This is a genomic window from Streptomyces sp. NPDC057638, from assembly GCF_042800315.1.
Lineage (GTDB): Bacteria > Actinomycetota > Actinomycetes > Streptomycetales > Streptomycetaceae > Streptomyces.
This window is the reverse complement of the sequence record NZ_JBHVHF010000145.1, coordinates 1-19,550: the sequence shown is the minus strand read 5'-3', so window position 1 is coordinate 19,550 and position 19,550 is coordinate 1. Positions and strand designations below refer to the sequence as shown.

The 19,550-nt window shown below is 71.5% G+C and carries 14 protein-coding genes and 1 riboswitch; all 14 genes read right to left on the bottom strand.

The annotated features are described in order from the left end of the window. Positions 1–110: 110 nt before the first annotated feature. Complete coding sequence (locus ACFVIM_RS20085) at positions 111–1,421, bottom strand: class I SAM-dependent methyltransferase (protein ID WP_384303013.1); 1,311 nt, start codon at positions 1,419–1,421, stop codon at positions 111–113. A 534-nt stretch (positions 1,422–1,955) separates the two neighbouring features. Next, entirely contained in the window at positions 1,956–3,338 is a 1,383-nt protein-coding gene (locus ACFVIM_RS20080; protein WP_384303011.1) for an NAD(P)/FAD-dependent oxidoreductase, read from the bottom strand. Between the two features lie 591 nt (positions 3,339–3,929). Beyond that, positions 3,930–4,865: an exopolyphosphatase gene (locus ACFVIM_RS20075; RefSeq protein WP_384303009.1), complete on the bottom strand. Its 936-nt coding sequence runs from the start codon at positions 4,863–4,865 to the stop codon at positions 3,930–3,932. A gap of 46 nt (positions 4,866–4,911) precedes the next feature. Next, on the bottom strand, positions 4,912–5,463 hold the full coding sequence (locus ACFVIM_RS20070; RefSeq protein WP_384303007.1) for a DUF501 domain-containing protein: 552 nt from the start codon (positions 5,461–5,463) through the stop codon (positions 4,912–4,914). 169 nt (positions 5,464–5,632) lie between these two features. Further along, positions 5,633–6,103, bottom strand: a complete 471-nt coding sequence (locus tag ACFVIM_RS20065) for a septum formation initiator family protein (protein WP_384303005.1) — start codon at positions 6,101–6,103, stop codon at positions 5,633–5,635. Between the two features lie 167 nt (positions 6,104–6,270). Then, positions 6,271–7,557 carry a phosphopyruvate hydratase gene (gene eno / locus ACFVIM_RS20060; RefSeq protein ID WP_384303003.1) on the bottom strand — a complete coding sequence of 429 codons (1,287 nt, stop codon included), beginning with the start codon at positions 7,555–7,557 and terminating at the stop codon, positions 6,271–6,273. A 335-nt stretch (positions 7,558–7,892) separates the two neighbouring features. Then, positions 7,893–8,600: a transglycosylase family protein gene (locus tag ACFVIM_RS20055; RefSeq protein WP_384303001.1), complete on the bottom strand. Its 708-nt coding sequence runs from the start codon at positions 8,598–8,600 to the stop codon at positions 7,893–7,895. A 3-nt stretch (positions 8,601–8,603) separates the two neighbouring features. Beyond that, positions 8,604–8,775, bottom strand: a riboswitch (cyclic di-AMP (ydaO/yuaA leader). Between the two features lie 284 nt (positions 8,776–9,059). Next, the gene (locus tag ACFVIM_RS20050) at positions 9,060–10,124 is read right to left on the bottom strand and encodes a transglycosylase family protein (protein ID WP_384302999.1); all 1,065 of its coding nucleotides are present in this window, start codon (positions 10,122–10,124) and stop codon (positions 9,060–9,062) included. A gap of 415 nt (positions 10,125–10,539) precedes the next feature. Beyond that, on the bottom strand, positions 10,540–11,784 hold the full coding sequence (locus tag ACFVIM_RS20045) for a cytochrome P450 (protein ID WP_384302997.1): 1,245 nt from the start codon (positions 11,782–11,784) through the stop codon (positions 10,540–10,542). Between the two features lie 85 nt (positions 11,785–11,869). Beyond that, positions 11,870–14,077, bottom strand: coding sequence for a hypothetical protein (locus tag ACFVIM_RS20040; RefSeq protein ID WP_384302995.1), 2,208 nt, complete (start codon positions 14,075–14,077; stop codon positions 11,870–11,872). Positions 14,078–14,204: 127 nt separating this feature from the next. Next, positions 14,205–15,182, bottom strand: coding sequence for a nucleoside triphosphate pyrophosphohydrolase (locus ACFVIM_RS20035; RefSeq protein WP_384302993.1), 978 nt, complete (start codon positions 15,180–15,182; stop codon positions 14,205–14,207). Positions 15,183–15,304: 122 nt separating this feature from the next. Next, on the bottom strand, positions 15,305–15,955 hold the full coding sequence (locus ACFVIM_RS20030; protein WP_384302991.1) for a SurA N-terminal domain-containing protein: 651 nt from the start codon (positions 15,953–15,955) through the stop codon (positions 15,305–15,307). Between the two features lie 360 nt (positions 15,956–16,315). Further along, on the bottom strand, positions 16,316–16,564 hold the full coding sequence (locus tag ACFVIM_RS20025) for a hypothetical protein (RefSeq protein WP_384302989.1): 249 nt from the start codon (positions 16,562–16,564) through the stop codon (positions 16,316–16,318). Next, positions 16,561–19,550: polymorphic toxin-type HINT domain-containing protein (locus ACFVIM_RS20020; protein ID WP_384302987.1), on the bottom strand; the 2,990-nt coding region annotated here is incomplete at its 5' end. The genes ACFVIM_RS20020 and ACFVIM_RS20025, both read right to left, overlap by 4 nt.

Sequence of the window (19,550 nt, the reverse complement as noted above, 5' to 3'; positions counted from 1 at the left end):
GCCCGTGCCCTTTCCGTCTCCGTCCGCGCCCGTACGCGTACGCGCGACGAACGTCGCGTACGGACGGTACGAACGGGGGTAGCGCGGCGACAGGCAGCGGGTACGGAAGGTCAGTCGGCGGTCCAGGTACGGGTGCGCAGCGGCAGCCCCGAGGAGCCGTTGGGCGCGGTCTTCACCGCCATGATCTGGTTGACGCCGATCCGGTTGCACTCGAAGGCCAGCGCGGAGGCGGCCATATAGAGCCGCCAGACCCGGGCCCGGCCCGGGGAGCTGTGGCGGACCGCCGTGAGCCAGCCGTCCTCCAGATTGGCCACCCAGCGGCGCAGGGTGAGGGCGTAGTGCTCCCGGATCGACTCCACGTCACGGACCTCGAACCCGGCCGTCTCCAGGGCGCCGACCGTAGCGCCGACCGGGGACAGCTCCCCGTCCGGGAAGACGTAGTGGTCGATGAAGGTGTCCACCTGGTACGCCGACTCGTCCCGCTCGGGGCGGCGGGCGATCTGGTGGTTGAGCAGCCGTCCCCCCGGGACCAGAAGCCGGTGCAGCCGCTCGGCGTACTCCTGGTAGCGCACCGAGCCGACGTGTTCGGCCATGCCGATGGAGGAGATGGCGTCGTAGGGGCCGTCGTCGACGTCCCGGTAGTCCTGCACCCGGATGTCGATCAGATCGGTCAGCCCGGCGTCGGCGATCCGCTTGCGGGCGTGGGCGGCCTGCTCCCGGGAGAGGGTGACCCCGGTGACCCGGGCGCCGTACTCGGCCGCCGCGTGCATCGCCATCGAGCCCCAGCCGCAGCCGACCTCCAGCAGCCGCTGGCCGGGCCGCAGCGCCAGCTTGCGGCAGACCAGGTCGAGCTTGGCGCGCTGGGCCTCCTCCAGGGTGCCGCCCGCCTCCCAGTAGGCGCAGGAGTAGACCATCGACGGGCCGAGCACCTTCTCGTAGAAGGCGTTGCCCACGTCGTAGTGGTGGCTGATGGCCTGGCGGTCACGGCGCTTGGTGTGCGAGGAGCCGCTCCTGCGCCGTACCTCCTCGGCGGGCGGGGCCGGGGGCGGCAGCGGGCCCGCGAGGCCGATCAGCCCGCGCACGGCGGCGCGCAGCCCCGGATCGAGCAGGGCGCGCGGCCAGGAGAGCTTCCGGCTGGTCCCGGCGGGGGCGCCGTCGTCGGGGACGACGCAGGTGAGCAGTTCCAGCGCGGTGTACAGGTCCCCCTCCACATCCAGCTCGCCCGCGACCCAGCCCCGTACCAGTCCCAGTTCGTCCGGCTGCCACAACAGCCGGCGCAGAGCCCGGCGGTGCCGTACGACGAGCACGGGGGTGCCCGGAGGACCGGACTCGGAGCCGTCCCAGGCCCGGACGCGGAGGGGGAGGGGGGCGCCGAACAGCTCTTCGACGAGACCGGTCAACCGCGAGGCGGCATGTGCCATGGTGCGTACCTCCCTGAGGGTGTTCACGCTGCGGGGTGCTCCACGCGCCGTTCTCCGGGAGCGAGCCCGGAGAACTTGTTCCATGGAGCGTCCCCCGGGGAACGTGGTGGGCACTGTGGGTGCTTCCCGCGGTGGCGTGATCACGCACGGAATACGTCAGGAGCCCCCCGCACGGCTGAGCCCCTGCCCCGACGCGAGGTTAGGACTCCCCGCCCACGCCCGGCCCATCCCGTATCCATCTCTCCCCCTCGGCGGTGGTGGCGGCACTCCGGCGCCCGGCCGGTCCGTACGCGGGCGGTGTGAGGGGGGCCGCCTTTCGGCGCGCGGGGCCCTTCGGCGCGCGGGGCCCCTTCGCCCCTCGGGGTCCTTCGGGGCGCGGGGCCCTTCGGGGCCGCGGGCAGCATGAGGGGCCGCGGCGCATGGGCGGTACGAAGGGCGCGCGGGGCCCTTCGGCGCGTGGGCAGCACGAAGGGCCGCCCGCACCACGGATGGCGGACGGCCCTTCAGGTCAGGTGCCGGAGCGACGCGACGGCGTCAGGACGCCTTGGCCTTCTCCGGCTCGGCGACGGCCGCGGGCGGCGGCGACGGCTTGGCCGCCTCGTAGAACTCCTCGCGCGGCGACTGGATCGCGCCGAGCGAGACGACCTCGCGCTTGAGGAACATCTGGAGCGTCCAGTCGGCGAAGACGCGGATCTTCCGGTTCCAGGTCGGCATGGCCATGCCGTGGTAGCCACGGTGCATGTACCAGGCCAGCCGGCCCTTGAGCTTGATCTTGGTCTTGCCCATGACGATCATCGCGACGCCCTTGTGGACCCCGAGACCGGCCACGGCGCCCTTGTTGGCGTGGCTGTACTCCTTCTGCGGGAAGCCCCGCATACCGGAGATCACGTTGTCGCCGAGGACCTTCGCCTGACGCAGCGCGTGCTGGGCGTTCGGCGGGCACCAGGCGTTCTCGACCCCGGCCTTGCGGGCGGCCACGTCCGGGACCTGGGCGTTGTCGCCCGCGGCCCAGATGTAGTCGGAGCCCTGCACCTGGAGCGTGGTGGAGGTGTCCACATGCCCACGGGGACCGAGCGGCAGACCGAAGCGGGCCAGCGCCGGGTTGGGCTTGACGCCCGCGGTCCACACGATGGTGTGGGAGTCGACCTCCAGGCCGTTCTTGAGCACCACGTGGCCGTCGACGCAGGAGTCCATGGAGGTCTGGAGGTAGATCTCCACCCCACGGCTCTCCAGGTGCTCCTTGCCGTACGCGCCGAGCTTCGGCCCGACCTCGGGAAGGATCTTGTCGGCGGCGTCGACGAGGATGAAGCGCATGTCCTCGCGCTTCACGTTGCGGTAGTACTTGGCCGCGTCGCGGGCCAGGTCCTCCACCTCGCCGATGGTCTCGGCACCGGCGAAGCCACCGCCCACGAAGACGAAGGTCAGCGCCTTGCGGCGGACCTCCTCATCGGTGGTGGAGTCGGCCTTGTCGAGCTGTTCGAGCACGTGGTTGCGGAGACCGATGGCCTCCTCGATGCCCTTCATACCGATGCCCTGCTCGGCCAGGCCGGGGATCGGGAAGGTCCGGGAGACCGCGCCGAGCGCGATCACCAGGTAGTCGAAGGGCAGCTCGTACGCCTCGCCCACGAGCGGAGAGACCATCGCGACCTTGCGGTCCTGGTCGATGCTGGTGACCCGGCCGGTGAGCACCTCCGCCTTGGGCAGCACGCGTCGCAGCGGGACGACGACATGCCGGGGCGAGATGCTGCCGGCGGCGGCTTCGGGAAGGAAGGGCTGATACGTCATGTACGAGCGCGGGTCGACGACCGTGACGGTCGCCTCGCCGTACCGCATCTTCTTCAGAATGCGGCGCGCCGCGTACAGGCCAACGTATCCACCGCCTACTACGAGGATCCTGGGACGCTCCGTGGTGCTCATGCCATCGAGTATCCACCCCCCTGACAGGGGGTGCTCGTGAGCCCCTTCACAAGAAGTCGACATGCCTCTGCTACACTGCCCCGCCCACGTGACGGAGGTCATGGCCCTCCGAGGGAACCACGGACCCCGCCAGGACGTTGGAAACCCCCCGTGAGCTGGACCTTCAGCGACTTTCCCGGGTGGACCACCCGGGGGGTTCACACGGCGGAAACACGCCTCTCACACTTCACTTGAGCCTTACTTGGGTCCAACGGCCCCCGAACGGGGGCCTTTCGGCCCTCCAGCACACTCATCAGGGCCGTTTTCCTTGTGAAGAACTTCACGAAGTTACTTCGCCAGGTGTCCTCCGGGACCCGGATCGGGCTCCGCCGGAGCCTCTGGCAGGCCCCCCGTCAGGGGTTATTCCGCAGCCGAATCCATTCGATCGGGCCAGCCAATCGACCCGACCGGTGCCCGACCGGTCGCGGATCGGTGCCCGGTCGGCGCCGGATCGGTGCGCCGGGGCCCTCCCGGAGTCCCGGAGCCGCCCCGGGTGGGCGGATCCGGACGGCCCCCGGACACCAGGCGGGCCCAGGGCCCGTCAGACAGGCCCTAACGGGCCCGGTACGCCTCGTCCGCCGCCTCGATCGCGATGCCGTCGAGGATGTCGTGCTCGCTCACGACCACCTCAGCGGCCCCGGTCCGCTCCATGATCGCCAGCAGGATCAGCGCCCCGGCGATGATGACGTCCACCCGGCCCTCGTGCATCACCGGGATCGCCGCGCGCTCCTCGTGGGTCGAGTCCACCAGCATCCCGGCGATCTCGGCCACCCGCCCGGAGGAGATCCGGGCGTGGTGGATCGCGGCGGAGTCATACGCCGGGAGACCGAGCGCGATACCGGCGACCGTGGTCACCGAGCCGGCCAGCCCCACCAGCGTGGTCACCCCCGTCAGCGGCACGGTCCGCTCCACCAGGTCGAGCGCCGCCTCGATGTCGGCGCGGACCGCCGTGATCTCCGCCCGGGTCGGCGGATCATGCCGGATATGGCGCTCGGTGAGCCGGACACAGCCGATGTCGACCGAGCGCGCGGCCTCCACCTCGCGGCGGCCGAGGACCATCTCGGTGGAGCCGCCACCGATGTCCACCACCAGCCGCTCCTGGTCACCGGGGAGTTCCATGGTGGCGCCGGTGAAGGAGAACGCGGCCTCCCGGTCACCGGTGACCACCTCGGGCTCGACCCCGAGGATGTCGACCACACCCCGGACGAAATCGTCCCGGTTCTCCGCGTCACGGGAGGCGGAGGTGGCGACGAAACGCACCCGCTCGGCACCCAGCTCCTCGATCACGGCGGCGTACTCACGGCACGCGGCGAAGGTCCGCTCCAGCGCCTCGGGCGCCAGCCGTCCGGTGCGGTCGACCCCCTGGCCCAGCCGGACGATGGTCATCCGGCGGTCCAGCTCGGACACCGTGCCCGCGTGCGGGTCCACATCGGCGACGAGGAGTCGGATCGAGTTGGTGCCGCAGTCGATGGCGGCGACGCGATTCATGGGCGGGCGCTCCTGAGGACGGGAGGAGGGGTTCTTACGGGGTGACTCAGGCACTGGCGCCCGTGGCGGTCTCCGGCGCCGGAGCGCACGGCGAGACACAGGGGCCCTTGCGCCACCACTCCGGCAGCATCGCGATGGCCTCGTCCCCCAGGGGGTTCACCCCGGGACCCGCCGCGAGGGAGTGCCCGACCAGGACATGGAGGCACTTCACCCGGTCCGGCATGCCCCCCGCGCTCGGGAAGCCCTCCAGCACCTCGATCGCGTCCCGGCGCTGGATGTAGTCCTCATGCGCACGGCGGTAGGCGGCGGCCAGCTCGGGGTCGGTGGCCAGCCGCTCGCTCATCTCCTTCATCACGCCGTTGGCCTCCAGCGTGCCGATCGCCGACGCGGCCCGGGGGCAGGTCAGGTAGTACAGCGTCGGGAAGGGCGTGCCGTCCGGCAGCCGGGGCGCGGTCTCGACCACGTCCGGCTGACCGCAGGGGCAGCGGTGCGCGATGGCCCGCAGACCGCGCGGCGGCCTGCCGAGCTGCTCGCTGAACGCGGCGATGTCGGCGTCGGTCGGCTCGGTCGGTTCGGTGGTGGGAGGAGGGGTTTCCATGCCTGCCTTGGGCTCTCGCGGTTCTCTGTCCTTCTACGTTCTCACGGCCGCGTACGGGGACGGAAAACGAGACCGGGCGGGCGGCGCGGTGGGCGGGGTGATCCGGTGGGACGGGAGCGATCCGGTGAGGCGGGGGCGGGGGCAGCGCGGGCCCGGCCGGTGCTCGCGATCAGCGCTGGTCGGCGCTGTCGACGCCCTCCCAGACATGGGAGTACCAGGGCCGCTCCGCACCGTCGGCCTCACGGCGCGGATCCTCGGTGGCCTCCGGGTCGATCATCGTGAAGCCGACCTCGCCGGGCAGCACATAGTGGAGGTGCTCCCGGGCCAGCCGCTGCACATAGAGGTCGTCGCGGAGCCGGGCCTTCTCGTCCCGCAGCCGTTCGACCTGGCGCTCCGCCTCCGCCATCCGTTCCCGCTGCTCCGCCATCTCGCCGCGCTGCGACACGTACTGCCGCATCGGATAGGCGAGCGCGACCACCAGCGAGCAGACCACCAGCGCCAGGAAGGCCGCCCGGCCGGTGAGCCGGGAGCGGCGGTCCTGGCGGCGGTTCTGGGAGCGGTAGACACGGGCGGCGGTCTGCTCGCCGAGCAGCCGCAGTCTGGTCGCGGTGGAGAACCGGTCGCGGTCCTTCCCGGCCATGTGGTCCCGCCTCCCCTGGGGCCGCGCGGCCCCTCCTATGCGTACGTCCCCGGACACGGTACGGGACCGTGGCCGGGGACGCGGGGAAGCCGGTGGGCGACGTTGCGGCGCCCGGCGGGTGACGTACGGGCCGGGGCGGACCCGGCCGTGTGTCACCCGCGCGGTCGTCAGCCCTTGAAACGCGGGAAGGCGCTGCGGCCCGCGTAGACCGCGGCGTCGTCGAGGATCTCCTCGATACGCAGCAGCTGGTTGTACTTCGCGACGCGCTCGGAACGGGCCGGGGCGCCGGTCTTGATCTGGCCGCAGTTGGTTGCGACGGCGAGGTCGGCGATGGTGACGTCCTCGGTCTCACCGGAGCGGTGGGACATCATGCACTTGAAGCCGCTGCGCTGGGCCAGCTCGACGGCGTCCAGGGTCTCGGTCAGCGAACCGATCTGGTTGACCTTGACCAGCAGGGCGTTGGCGGAACCCTCGTCGATGCCCCGGGCCAGCCGCTCCGGGTTGGTGACGAAGAGGTCGTCGCCGACCAGCTGGACCTTGGCGCCGAGCTTGTCGGTGATGGCCTTCCAGCCCGCCCAGTCGTCCTCGAACAGCGGGTCCTCGATGGAGACCAGCGGGTACGCCTCGACCAGCTCGGCGTAGTACTCGATCATGTCGGCGGCCGAGCGGGCCTTGCCCTCGAAGGTGTAGACGCCGTCCTTGTAGAACTCGGACGCGGCGACGTCCAGGGCGAGCGCGATGTCCTTGCCCGGGGCGTAGCCGGCCTCCTTGACGGCCTCCAGGATCAGGTCCAGGGCGGCACGGTTGGAGTCGAGGTTCGGCGCGAAACCGCCCTCGTCGCCGAGGCCGGTGGACAGGCCCTTCTGCTTCAGGACCTTCTTGAGGGTGTGGTACACCTCGGTGCCCCAGCGGAGCGCCTCGGAGAACGACTCGGCCCCGATGGGCGCGATCATGAACTCCTGGATGTCGACGTTGGAGTCCGCGTGGGAACCACCGTTGAGGATGTTCATCATCGGCACGGGCAGCAGGTGCGCGTTCGGACCGCCGAGGTAGCGGAACAGCGGCAGGTCGCTGGCCTCGGAGGCGGCGTGCGCCACCGCGAGGGAGACACCGAGGATGGCGTTGGCGCCGAGCGAGGACTTGTCCGGCGTGGCGTCCAGGTCGAACATCGCCTGGTCGATCAGGCGCTGCTCGGTGGCGTCATAGCCGACCAGCTCCGGGCCGATCTGCTCGATGACGGCGAGGACGGCCTTCTCCACGCCCTTGCCGTGGTAACGGTTCTGGTCACCGTCGCGAAGCTCCAGGGCCTCGAACGCACCGGTGGAGGCGCCGGACGGAACGGCAGCACGACCGGTGCTCCCGTCGTCGAGGCCAACCTCGACCTCGACCGTGGGGTTGCCTCGGGAGTCCAGGATTTCCCGGGCTACGACGACGTCGATGGACGGCACGAGCATCTCCTTCTGGGATGTGACGCGTGGCGATGAGGGTCTCTATGGCTTGCGGCAAGAGCCTAACCGGCGAGGGGGGTGGTCTGGCCGGTTGCCCGCCCGCTGGGACGAAAAAGGGCATGAAGCCCAGCTCCATGGGACGAATCACCCTAATCCCTACCGCCGGGTAACCGCCGCCCGGGGGTACCGGGCGCCGCCCGGGGGTGGGCACGGCTTCCGCCCGGGGCGATGGGGGTCTCGCCGGGCGGAACGGCCCGCCCACAACGGCGTGGCCCCGCCCGGGGTGGGGCGGGGCCACGGCGCGCTGGTGCGGGCTCAGCTCCTGTCCGGGCGGACAGGACCTAGCTCAGGTGGAGAAGCTGGCCCGGGTAGATGACATCGGCGTCCTTCACGATGTCCTCGTTGAGCGAGAAGACCTTCTCCCAGCCCCCCGCGACCTTCTCGGCCTCGGCGATCTTGCTGAGGGTGTCGCCCTCCTTGACCTCGTACTCGCCGTCGCCCTTGAGGAAGGTCACGCCCTCGGGCGTGGTCGCCGTGGCGGCGGGCGCCTCGGTGCGCTCGGCGGACCGGCTGGCCGGGGCCTCCTCGGCGCGCTTCTCGGTGCGCTCCTGCGCCGGGGCCTCGGCGGCCTGCTGCTGCTGCTCGGCGGGGGCCTCGGCGGCGCCGCCGTCGTAGGAGGCGCTGGACAGGCCGACACCACAGCTCGGCCAGGCGCCCTTGCCCTGGCCCGCGAGGACCTTCTCGGCGATCTCGATCTGCTGGGCCTTGCTCGCCTGGTCGGCAGTGGAGGCGTAGGCCGTGCCGCCGTAGGCGGCCCAGGTGGAGGCGGAGAACTGGAGGCCGCCGTAGTAGCCGTTGCCGGTGTTGATGGACCAGTTGCCGCCGGACTCGCACTGGGCGACGGCGTCCCACTCAGAGGCGGTGGCGGCCGAGGCGGTGGTGGCGCCGACGAGCGGCGCGGCGATGGCGGCACCGGTGAGACCGGCGAACGCGACGAAACGGGTGGCCTTGGCGGCGCGACGGTGCTTGCCCTTGCCGGAGAACAGCATGGTTCGACTCCTCACCGACGCCTGCGAGGTGAGCTGTCGGGTTCGGACCAAGTGAGTTGTCCGGCCGCGCTGTCGCGCGACTTCACCCCAAGCCGGTGTGTCGGCCGTCGCTGGGCGACGGCCGGGACCGGCACTTACCTGGGTCCCCCGCTCCTGCCTTCGGCGCTGTACGCGACGAGATCCCCCCGACCGACGGCAGGATTCGGCGTGACGGTCGACGGTGCCCGCGGTGGCGAGCGGTCAGACCTTAAGCACAGCCCTCCCCGATGCCCAAGGAAGGACATCGGGGAGAAATCGCCCATCTCGCCGCTCCGCTTGGCCGCGTTTCCGCAGGTCGGGAGCGGAATCGCCAATTCCGGATCGAAGTCGGCCCCGAACGGGCCGAAGAGATGCTTATCTCACTTCTACATAACCGGACAAAGAGCGGCGAATCGAACGGGAATCGCGTGCGAACTCCCGCTAGGAGACGCTGAGATCGAGCTTCTGGCCCGGGTGGATCAGATCGGGATCGTCCCCGACGACCTTCTTGTTCTTCTCGTAGAGGGTGACCCACCCGCCGTCGGCTCCCTCGCGCTCGGCGATGCCCCAGAGGCTGTCGCCGGAGCGGACGGTGTACGAGGACGGCGAGACCTTCCCGCCCGGCGCGGCGCCCTCGGCGCCCTCCGTACCGCCACCGACCCCACCGGGCGCGCCGTCACGGGCACCGCCCCCGCCACGGGAGGCATGCCCGGCGTCGGCCGCGCGGTCGTCGACACCGCTCGTGCTGTCTGTGCCGTCTGCGCCGTCCGTGCCCTCCGCCGGAGTGCCCGTCCCGGCCTCCGGCGCGGTGGCGGACGGGTCCGGGGTGGCGCCCTCGGGCGTCGTCCCCTCGGGGGCGGGCTGACCGCGGTGCTTGCCGGTCCCGGCGGCCGGGTCGCGGTCCGCGCCGCTTCCGACACCCTGGGTGGGAGCGGTGGAGGGGGCCGGGCTCTGGGACTCCGTACGCGCGGGAGAGGGGGAAGCGGGAGAAGAGGAGGGGGACTCCTCCCCCTTCTTCTCCTTCTCCTTCTTCACGTCGGCCCCGACACTCTTGTCGGCCTTGTCCGTACTTTCGGCCTTATCGGCCTTACTGTCCTGGTCACCCGTGCCGGTGCCGCCGGTCGCGGGCTTCTCGGCCCCGTCCGGCGTGCCGGTCTTCCCGGACTCACCCGGCAGCGGCAGACCGGCGATCTTCGCGCAGGCCGCCCACGCCTCGGCGCCACGGGCCGCGAGGACCTTCTCGGCGACGGCTATCTGCTGCGAGCGGCTGGCCAGGTCGGCGCGCGAGGCGTACTGGTCGCCGCCGAACTCCTCCCAGGTCTTCTGGGAGAGCTGGAGCCCGCCGTAGTAGCCGTTACCGGTGTCCGCGCTCCACAGCCCCCCGCTCTCGCACTCGGCGACGCGGTCCCACGTGGTGGACTCCGCCGCCGTCGCCGACCCGGCGCCCAGCAGGGGGAGCGCGATGGCGGAACCGGTCACCCCCGCCGCGACGACGAGGGCGGGCACTTGTCGGGGTCGGCGATGCCGGCCATTCCCGGAGAGCATCTGGTTGCCTTTCGCGAGACTGCTGAGACGGCGATGAAGGTAGCGGCAGTCGAACGGATGTCACAAGGCGATGCAGCGGAGATCACGTCAATGTCACAGATATGACATCGCGTCAGCTCAGAGGGTCACGGCGACCGGGAGCGGCCCGGCTACGGAAGGACCCACTCCCCTTCCACACCCTGATTTCCCGGGCGTTCACCGCTCCCCGGCGGCCGTCCCGTACCGACGCTCCGAGGGGTACGGGAGGTTACGGCGCCGCCCTGTCCGGGGGTTCTCCGGGCGCCTCGGGTGTGGCCGACACCACGCGCGGCTCCTGCGGACGGAGCGTCAGGGCCGCTCCGGACGGAACGTCAGCGCGGCTCCTCCGGAGTGAACGTCAGCGCGGCTCCTCCGGAGTGAACGTCACCGGAAGTGTCCGCAGCCCCCGCATGATCAGCCCGCCGCGCCAGCGCAGCTCGTCCGGGTCCGCCGCGAGCCGCAGATCGGGCAGCCGCCGCAGCAGGGTGGCGAGGGCGGTCTGTCCCTCCAGCCGGGCCAGGGGCGCGCCCAGGCAGTAGTGGATGCCGTGCCCGTAACCGAGGTGCTGGTTGTCCCGGCGCGCCAGATCGAGGACGTCGGGCCCGGGGAAGCGCTCGGGATCCCGGTCGGCGGCGGCCAGCACCACGAGAACGGGATCGCCCGCCGCGATCTCCTGCCCGCCGATCGTCAGCGGCTCGGTGGCGAACCGCCAGGTCGCCATCTCCACCGGCCCGTCGTAGCGGAGCAGCTCCTCCACCCCGGTCTCCAGCAGTTCGCTCTCCCCGGCGGCCAGGGAGTCCTGGAGCAGGGCGCGCTGAGCGGGGTTGCGCAGCAGTGCGTACGTACCGTTCCCGATGAGGTTGACCGTGGTCTCGAACCCGGCGAAGAGGAGGATGAAGGCCATGGCGGCGGCCTCGTTCTCGCTGAGGTGCTCGCCGTGGTCGCTGGCCCGGATCAGCCCGGAGATCAGATCGTCGCCGAGGTCACCGCGCTTGCGGTGGATGAGATCGAGCAGATAGCCGCGCATCATCTTCACCGAGCGCGCGACCCCGCCGCGCGGCCCGCCGCCGTGGCGGATCATCATCCCGGCCCAGTCCCGGAAGTCGTCCTGGTCCTCGGCGGGCACCCCGAGCAGATCGCAGATCGCGTAGATCGGCAGCGGGAAGGCGAACTCATGGATGAGGTCGGCCTCGCCGCGCCCGGCGAAGCCGTCGATCAGCCGGTCGGTCAGCTCCTGCACCCGGGGGGCGAAGGCGGCCACCCGCCGGGGGGTGAACGCCTTGGCGACCAGCCGCCGCAGCCGGGTGTGGTCCGGCGGGTCGATATTGAGCAGATGGGTCATCAGCTCGGCCTTGCGCTCGCCCGGGATGCCCGTCTTGCCCTTGGCGTGGGCGGGCTCGTCATGGTGGGCGGGGTTCTTCGACAGCCGCTGGTCGGCGAGGGCCTGCCGGGCGTCCGCGTACCGGGTGACCAGCCAGGCCTCGACACCGCTGGGAAGCTGGGTGCGGTGGACCGGCGCGTGCTGGCGGAGCCAGGCGTAGGCCGGGTACGGATCGCTGGCGAACTCCCAGCTGAAGAGTGCGGGTACGGGCGTCTTGCTCACCCTGGCACGGTACGCCCCGCCGGGCGGCGCGAGGGGTCCGGGCCTGGATCCGGGCCGCCCGGCGGGCCCCCGCTGGGCTGCCCGCTCAGGCGCCGGACGCGGGCCCGGGGCGGCGGGGAGGCCTCCTGGGCGCCGGGGTCTCCTCCTCCGGCGGCAGGGACAAGAGCGCCTCCGCCGCGTAGAGGTCTCCCGACTCCGCCGCCCTGCCCAGCCACAGCCGGGCCTGGTCCAGATGGAGGCGGCCGAGCGCGCCCGGGGCATGGCGCCCTCCCCCCTCGGCCGCCGCCTCCAGATAGGCGATGGCCCGGGTGGTCTCACCGTTCTGGTACAACTCCTCCCCCAGGAACTCCGCCGTCTCCACGTCACCGGCGTCCGCCATGGCCACCAGCCAGCGCATCGACTCCTCGCGATCGTCCGCGTAGACCTCGCTGAGCAGGAGCATGGCGTCGAGATCACCCGCCTCGGCGCGGGGCAGGAACACCGCGCGGATGGCCTCCCGGCAGCGCTCGCGCGCCGGACCCGTCAGGATGCCGAGCGCGACGAACCGGGCACTGTCGTGGATGGGCTCGGTCTGCCCGGACGCCAGCGCGTCCGCGACCAGTGAGCCGTACGCCCGCCAGGTCCCCGCACCGCTGTCGCCCGGCGCGTCGGACACCAGGAGGCCGGTGGTCCCGTGCCGGGTCGCGGCCGCCCAGTCGAGGGCGTCGTCGAAAGTTCCGGGCAGCCCGTCTCCGTACCGTTCCGACAGCGCGCGCAGCTTCTCGGCCGGGACCCCGTCACTCACACCGCAGCGCCCCAGGTCGATGGCGGCGCGGACGAGGGCGTAGCCGTGCGGGCGGTTGCGCGGGAGGCAGGCACGGCGCCACTCGGCCCACAGCTCGGGGCCGACGGCGAGGTACTGGGGGACGCTGGTGGCGCCCCGGTGCCGGGCCGCCTCCCGCAGCCGGGGCTCGTCCTCGTCCGCGAGCCGTGCCAGCTCGGCGGGGCTCCAGTCGGCGCCGACCTCGACGGTCCTGGCCATGCCGAGCAGCCGGGAGACGGTGGTCGCGCCGCCGAAGCGGTGCCGGTCGTAGGCGCCGTCGGACATGGTGGCGAGGGTGAGGACACCGAGGGCGGCGAGCTGGTTGAGGAGGGCGGGATCGAGCCCGGGGTCGTCCAGATACCGTTCGAGGTCGTCCAGCCAGAGCACCGTCCGGCCCTCCCGCCCCCGCAGCCGCGCGGGCAGCTCCCGCAGATCGGCGCCGGGCGACGGCGCGTGGACGGACGCCTCCCGCAGCCGCGCCCGCAGCGCGGCCCACGCGGTGGTCGTCTTCCCGGCCAGCGGCTCACCGGTCACCAGGACCAGCGCGCTCTCCCGGTCGGCGACCAGCTCGCCCAGCTCGGTGTCCGCGTCACGGTGTACGTAGGCGGTGAACTCGCCTTCTCCCTTGAACCGCCGTACGGGGTGGGCCCCGAGGGCGAACCGGTCGAGCGCGGCGACGGGACGCAGATCCGGCTCGGCTCCGGGCGCGGCGTGGACATGGAGGGCGCCGACGGGCCCGGTCTGGACGAGGCTCTGGACGGTACCGCCGGAGACGTCGTTGTGGGTGGTGTGGACGGGGTCGTCCACCGCGTCGAGCGGGGAGCGCGTGTCGTCCTCCAGCGCCTGCCGCTCCAACCGCCTGAGCTTCTCTTCATGACGGTAATAAGAAGGGACACGGACGGACGCTTCGACCACCCACGGCCGCTGCTGCTCCAACCGTCCGAGCTTCTCCCCCAGCGGGTCCTGGGCGGGCGGCGGGGCGGACCCGTCGGCCTCGACCCTCGGGCGGTGTCCGGGCTGGTACGCGCGATGGGCGTCCTCGACCCCGAGCTGAGGGCGGGCGGCGGGCGGCGTCCTGCGGTCAGCCGTGCGCCTGGTCCTCTCAGGCGCCGGATCCCGCAGGCGGGAGACACGGGTGTGCGCCGCCTCGGTGCCGAGAACGCGGGCCACCGCCTCCTCCCCCGCCCGGCGGCGCCGGAGTTCGGCCGAGTCCCCCGCGGCCTCGGGCGGCGCGTTCTCCCCCACCATGGTCACCAGGTCCCACAGGTCCCGGGCGACCCCGAGATCGTCCACGGCGACACGGACGAGACCCGCCAGGCTGGTCAGCCCACGGGAGAAGGTCGTCTCGTCGTCGAAGTCGAGGCGGATGCGCTGGAGCCGGTCCCGTGAACCGCCGAGGAGGTCGGTCAGAAGCTCCATCACCTCCGTACCGGGCTCGTACTCCACGATGAGGTGGGCGACCGCCCCGATCAGTTCACGTTCCCGGTCCATGGCTCCCCCGCCCCCGCGCCGCACAGTGGTGCGGCCACCGTACTCACCCGGCCGCCGCGACGGCGTACGCTCCGGCCCGTCCGTACCTCAGCGCCGCCGCCGTCCGGTTCAGCCGCCGCCGTCCGGTTCAGCCGTCGTCGCGCGCGGATGTCTCCGTCGCGCGGATGGCGTCACGGTACGTCCGTGCCGCCGCGCGCAGGGCGGTCTCCGGGTCGATCCCGTCGGCCTCGGCGCGCGCGGCGAGGGCGAGCAGTTCGTACCCGAGCCCCTCCCCGGCCGGAAGCGGGACGTCCAGACCGGCCGTCCGGACCCGGGAGGCGAGCTTGGTGGCGAGCGCCAGCCCCGGCTGACCGAGAGGGATCCCGTCGGTGACCGACTCACGCTGCTTCTCGACCGCTTTGGTACGGAGCCAGTGCGCCTTGACGTCCTCGGGGGTCTCGGCGGTCGCGTCCCCGAAGACATGGGGGTGCCGGTGGATCAGCTTCTCCACGATGGTGGCGGCGACGTCGTCGATGGAGAACGGCTCCTCCTCGTCCTCGCTCGCGATGACGGAGTGGAAGACGACCTGGAGGAGGACATCGCCGAGTTCCTCGCGGAGCTCGTCCCGGTCGCCCGCCTCGATGGCCTCGACCAGTTCGTACGCCTCCTCGATCCCGTACTTGGCCAGCCCCTCATGGGTCTGCCGGGACGACCAGGGACACTCGGCGCGGATCCGGTCCATGACCTCGACCAGGTCGAGCAGCCGGGCCCCCGGCAGATCGTACGAACCGGGCAGCAACTCCAGCTCCGGCATCTCCACCCGCCCCGACCCGGCCAGCCGCGCCAGCCCGTCGGTGAGGTGCCGCTCCCCCTCCCCGGCGGCGAGGACGACGACGGTGCCACCCAGGGCGATCACCTCACGGGCGTCCGGCACCCCGATGGCGACCTCGACACCGGCCTCGCGCAGATACGGCAGCTGGGGGTGGGCGGGGTCCGCGCACACCACATGGTCGGCCTGGCGCAGCATCTGCCAGGCGGGCCAGGAGAGCAGGCCCGGGGCGACACGGTGGCTGGCGGTCAGCAGCACGACACGGGCGGTGGCGGGGGCGGAGTTGTCAGTGGTCACGCCTCGAACGTACCTCGGGGGTGCGGGGTGACGGCGGGGCGGGATGCGGGGCGGCGGCCACGCGTCCCTCGCGGCGCGGGCGTGATGGACACCCCCGTGAACCCATCACGCCCGCGGGCCTCTCACGCGCCGCTGACCGGCGCTCCCTGGCTCTGGGTGACCTGGGTGATCCATGGCGCCTTGTACTCGCCGAGCGCCAGATCCTGGTCGCTCCACGTCCCGAACCGCGGGTTCACATCGATGTCGAGCGTGGCGGCGGCCGCGCTGAAGGCGGCGTTCAGCTTCTGCTGCCCCTCCTGGCCGTTGGTGGCGCCGATCGCCTCGGCCAGCTTGCCGACGAGCACATCGCGCCGTACCACGTCCTCCAGCTGACCGGGGGCGATCCCCCGCTGCTGGAGATACATGGCGGCGAGCTGCTCCTCACCACCCGCCTGCCCCACCAGCTGCGCCCGCCCCGTCTGCACTTCCTTGCGTGTGACGCTCACCCCGGCGTCCTCGGCGGCCTTCTCCACCACCCGCGCCACGATGAGGTCGTACAACTTGGCCCGGGTGAGCTGCCCGCTGTCCTTCACCAACTGCTCCGCCTGCGGTGACCTCTCCTGCGCCACCCGTACGGCCTTCACCTTGGACTGCACGGCCCCGACCTCGATCCGCTCCCCTCCCACCACGGCGGCGGCCCCGGGCCGGGCCTCGTTGCCACAGGCGGCGAGCAGGGGGACGGAGAGCAGGAGCGCGCTCGTGACAACGACGGCGGTGCGACGGCGGCGGTGCAAGGGAGCCTCCCGGCAGGTGATTGTGCGGCGGTTCACAAAGCCCTGGCGAGATGATGGTAGGCAGTGGAAGGTGATCAGGGCCACTCCTTCGCCCGGTCTGGTGACCATCGGGTTGCGTACGCGCGTGGAGCCGGGGAGCTGGCATGGCCAGGGGCGCACGCCTGCCACGCCCCTCGCATGCACCCGCCGGGAAGGAGTCAGGAAGACCTGGCTGCGACGCAGAGGAATGACAACCGACCGCCCGGCGGTCCGACCGAGCACTGCCGTCTAACGGCATCGCAGCCCCATCGAACCATTGCTCGATGGGGCTGCGACGGTGCTCGCAATCATCTTCCTCACGGGCCGACGGAAGCGATCCGCTCAGCTCGGTATATCCAGCCTGGAACGAATTCGCCTTGCTTCAGCACGCGCAGCCTTCGCTTCATCGGCCGCTCTCTCCCGGTCTTCGGGGAAGATCAAGACCAAAGCCAGCGCCTCCAGCGCCTCTGCTATCTGTTCGCGCCAAGCCGCGAATTCTTCGGTCTCAATTCCGACCTGGGGTTTCACGGACCGCACCTGTCTTAAATTCTGAAGCGCGACGCGCAAAGGCGGCGGAATGGAGGAACTCATCCACGCCCTCCGATCAAGGGCAAGAACCTTCGACAGGCAGGGCACGGGTCTAGGAGTTCACCATGCGCCTCCATGGGAAATACCTTCCCTCTGCCGCCGCCGCCAATAACAACTGATTGGTAAGTCGCCCCGTCCAGGGGAATTTTGGCTTCCTCAAACTTGATGGCACACCCCACTTCTCCGCATCCACCGTGGTGGCCCGAATCCGCAACAGCCCTAGCCGTTCGCGGAGGCATCGTGCCAGTGCGTGAATCCATTGCGTAGGCGAACCTTACGTGCTGACCATCAGCAGACGTGATCTTTGTCGCGACGTTAGGCCGCGACCCGGCCCTAACATTCAAGGCCCTATCCGCGAAGTCAAGCAAGTCGTCATCAGCTTCCCCACAGTTGTGCACGAGGACCGGCGTCGCCCCCGCCAGCGCATAGTAGGTATGCGCCCGGTCCACCGTCAGGTTGTAGACCGCGGCCCGCTGTGTCCACCCCCGGACCGCCTCCACCTGGACCCGCGTCCCCGCGCCTGTCCGCAGCCACTGACCAGGCTTCAGCTCACCGGCCTTCAGCCAACGACCCAGGGACCCCACCCAGAACGGGTGACCCACCGTCGCCGTCAGCGTCTCCGGAGCCGCGCCGCCCGGGCCGTCGCGGTCGACGGTCACCTCGACCAGGTCCTTGGCACCCGACCCCTTGATCGTGGCCGTGACCTTCTGGCGGGAGGTCTTGCCCGTCGTCGGATCTGTCGCCAGGACGGTGTCGCCCTCGCGGACCTTCTCGATGGGCTTGCGGGAGCCGTCGGCCATCAGGACCTTGGTGCCGGGCAGGAAGCTGTTGCCGGTCACCGCCGCGGCTGTCTCCGCGCAGCCCACCGCCGACTCGACCCGCTCGGCGGTGTCCCGGGTCCTCTCCAGCTTCCCGGCGTTCGCGGCGCCGTCGGTGCGCCGGGCGAGTTGGGACACGGTCTTGCCGGCGCGCAGGCCGCGTACCGCGACCGCGCCGACCCCGCCCGCCGCCGCGCCCACGAGGGTGGCGGCGGACCAGGCGCATGCCTCCAGGTCGCCCTTGGTGACGCATTTCTTGAGGTCGTTGAAGCCGGTGATCTCGGCGATCACTCCGCCCGCGTCCTTGACGCCTTCCCAGACGGCGCCCCAGTCGACGGCCTCGCTCACGCTCTCCACGACACTGCCGAACTTCTGGACGGCGGCCTCACGGATCGCGTTGGCCGATCTGGCCACATCGGCGATGACGTCACGGCTGGCGGAGACGACCAGCGCCGGTATGTGGGGGACGGCGGCGATGACCGCCTTGGCCACCGCCATCAGGGGTTTGGTCGCGGCGATGATCGCGGGTATCGGATTGTGTTTGGCCACGTAGGCCGCGACCTGTCTGGCCTTTCTGGTGATCTGGGCCTTGAGGATGCGGGCCGCCCGTTTCGCCTCCTCCAGGCGGTCCTTCGCCCAGCGTCCGATCCCGGTTCTCTCGGCGGCGTAGCGGATGGCGCCGCGGGCCACGTCCACGACCCGCTTCAGGCCGGACCGCTCGTAGAGCCACTTGAGGCCGCTGCCGACGGCGGAGTAGAGCATCCGCATCGCGGAGAAGGGGTTGCGGACGAAGTAGAGCGAGGCCCGGCTGATGAAGGACGCGGTCTTGACGATGAATCCGCCGACCTTCTTGATCGCGCTGCCGACCTTCTTGATGGCACCGCCGATCTTTTTGCAGAGGCCGAAGCAGGGCCAGTTGCCGTCCGGGTCGGTGAAGTTGGTCGGGGCCCCGGCGCCGTAGGTGTAGCGGTTGGCGAGGATCGAGGCGCCCGCCGCGTACTGGGCGGCGTCGCGGGAGTCGAAGGTGCCGGTGCCGGGGTCGTACCAGCGGGCGTGCATCGAGGTCTGACCGGTCGCCGGGTCGGTGTAGTCGCCCTGGTAGCCCGCGTTGCCGGAGACGTCGGCGGTGCCGAGGCGCTGGCCGAAGGGGTCGTAGGCGGCGGATTCGTCGAGTGTGGTCGCCGCGCCGTCGGTGGCGGAGAGGCTGCCGGTGATGTCGCCGCGCTTGTCGTCCAGGGTGAGCCGGGCGGGGCCCGTGCCTTCGGCGACGGCGAGGAGTTCGTGGGCGGCGCCCCGGCCGTAGGTGGCGGACTGGTCCTTCACCGGGTCGGGGGCCAGGCCCGCGTAGGAGAAGTCGGCCGTGCCGCGCGAGGCGATCCGGTCGAGGGAGTCGTAGGTGTAGGCGGTGTTCGACTCCCCGGCCTGGGTGAGGCGGTCGAAGGCGTCGAAGGTGTAGTTCTCGGTCAGTCCGGAGCTGGTACGGGTGGCCAGGGTGCCCCGGGGGGTGTGGTCGTAGCTGTAGTCGCCGTCCGACAGCAGCCGGTTGCGTTCGTCGTAGGTGGCGGTCTTGGTGCCGTTCTTGGTCCGGTTGCCGCTGTCGTCCCAGCGGTAGTCGGTGGTGGTGCCCTCGGCCGTCCAGGACGTCAGCCGTCCCGCCCGGTCGTATCCGTAGGTCTGGGCGCCCGGTTTCGCGCCACCCGTGGTGGTCTTGGAGGTGAGCCGGTCGGCGTCGTCGTAGCCGTAGTCGATGGACGACAGGGGCTGGCCCGCGCTGTTCTTTACGGTGTCGGTGTCTAGGCGCCCGAGGTTGTCGTAGCTGAGGGAGCGGCTCTGGCCGGGGCCGTAACCGATCCGGTCCAGCGTCCCCGAGGCGTCGTAGCCATAGCTCTGGGTGGTTCCGGTGAGCGGGTCCTTGGCGCTGGTGAGCCGTCGCTGGACATAGGTGAAGGCCGCGGTGCCCGCCGCGTCGGTGCGGGTGGTGAGCTGGCCGTCGGGGTTGTAGGCGTAGGTGGCGTCGCCCGAGGGGCCGGTGGACTTGAGCAGCTGGCCGCGGTCGTCGTACTCGTAGGCGTTGTTGCCCTTGGGTGAGGAGGCGCTGGTGAGCCGTCCGGCGCTGTCGTAGCCGAAGCGCTTCTCGGCGGTGGCGCTCTCGGCTCCGGTGCCGGTCTCGC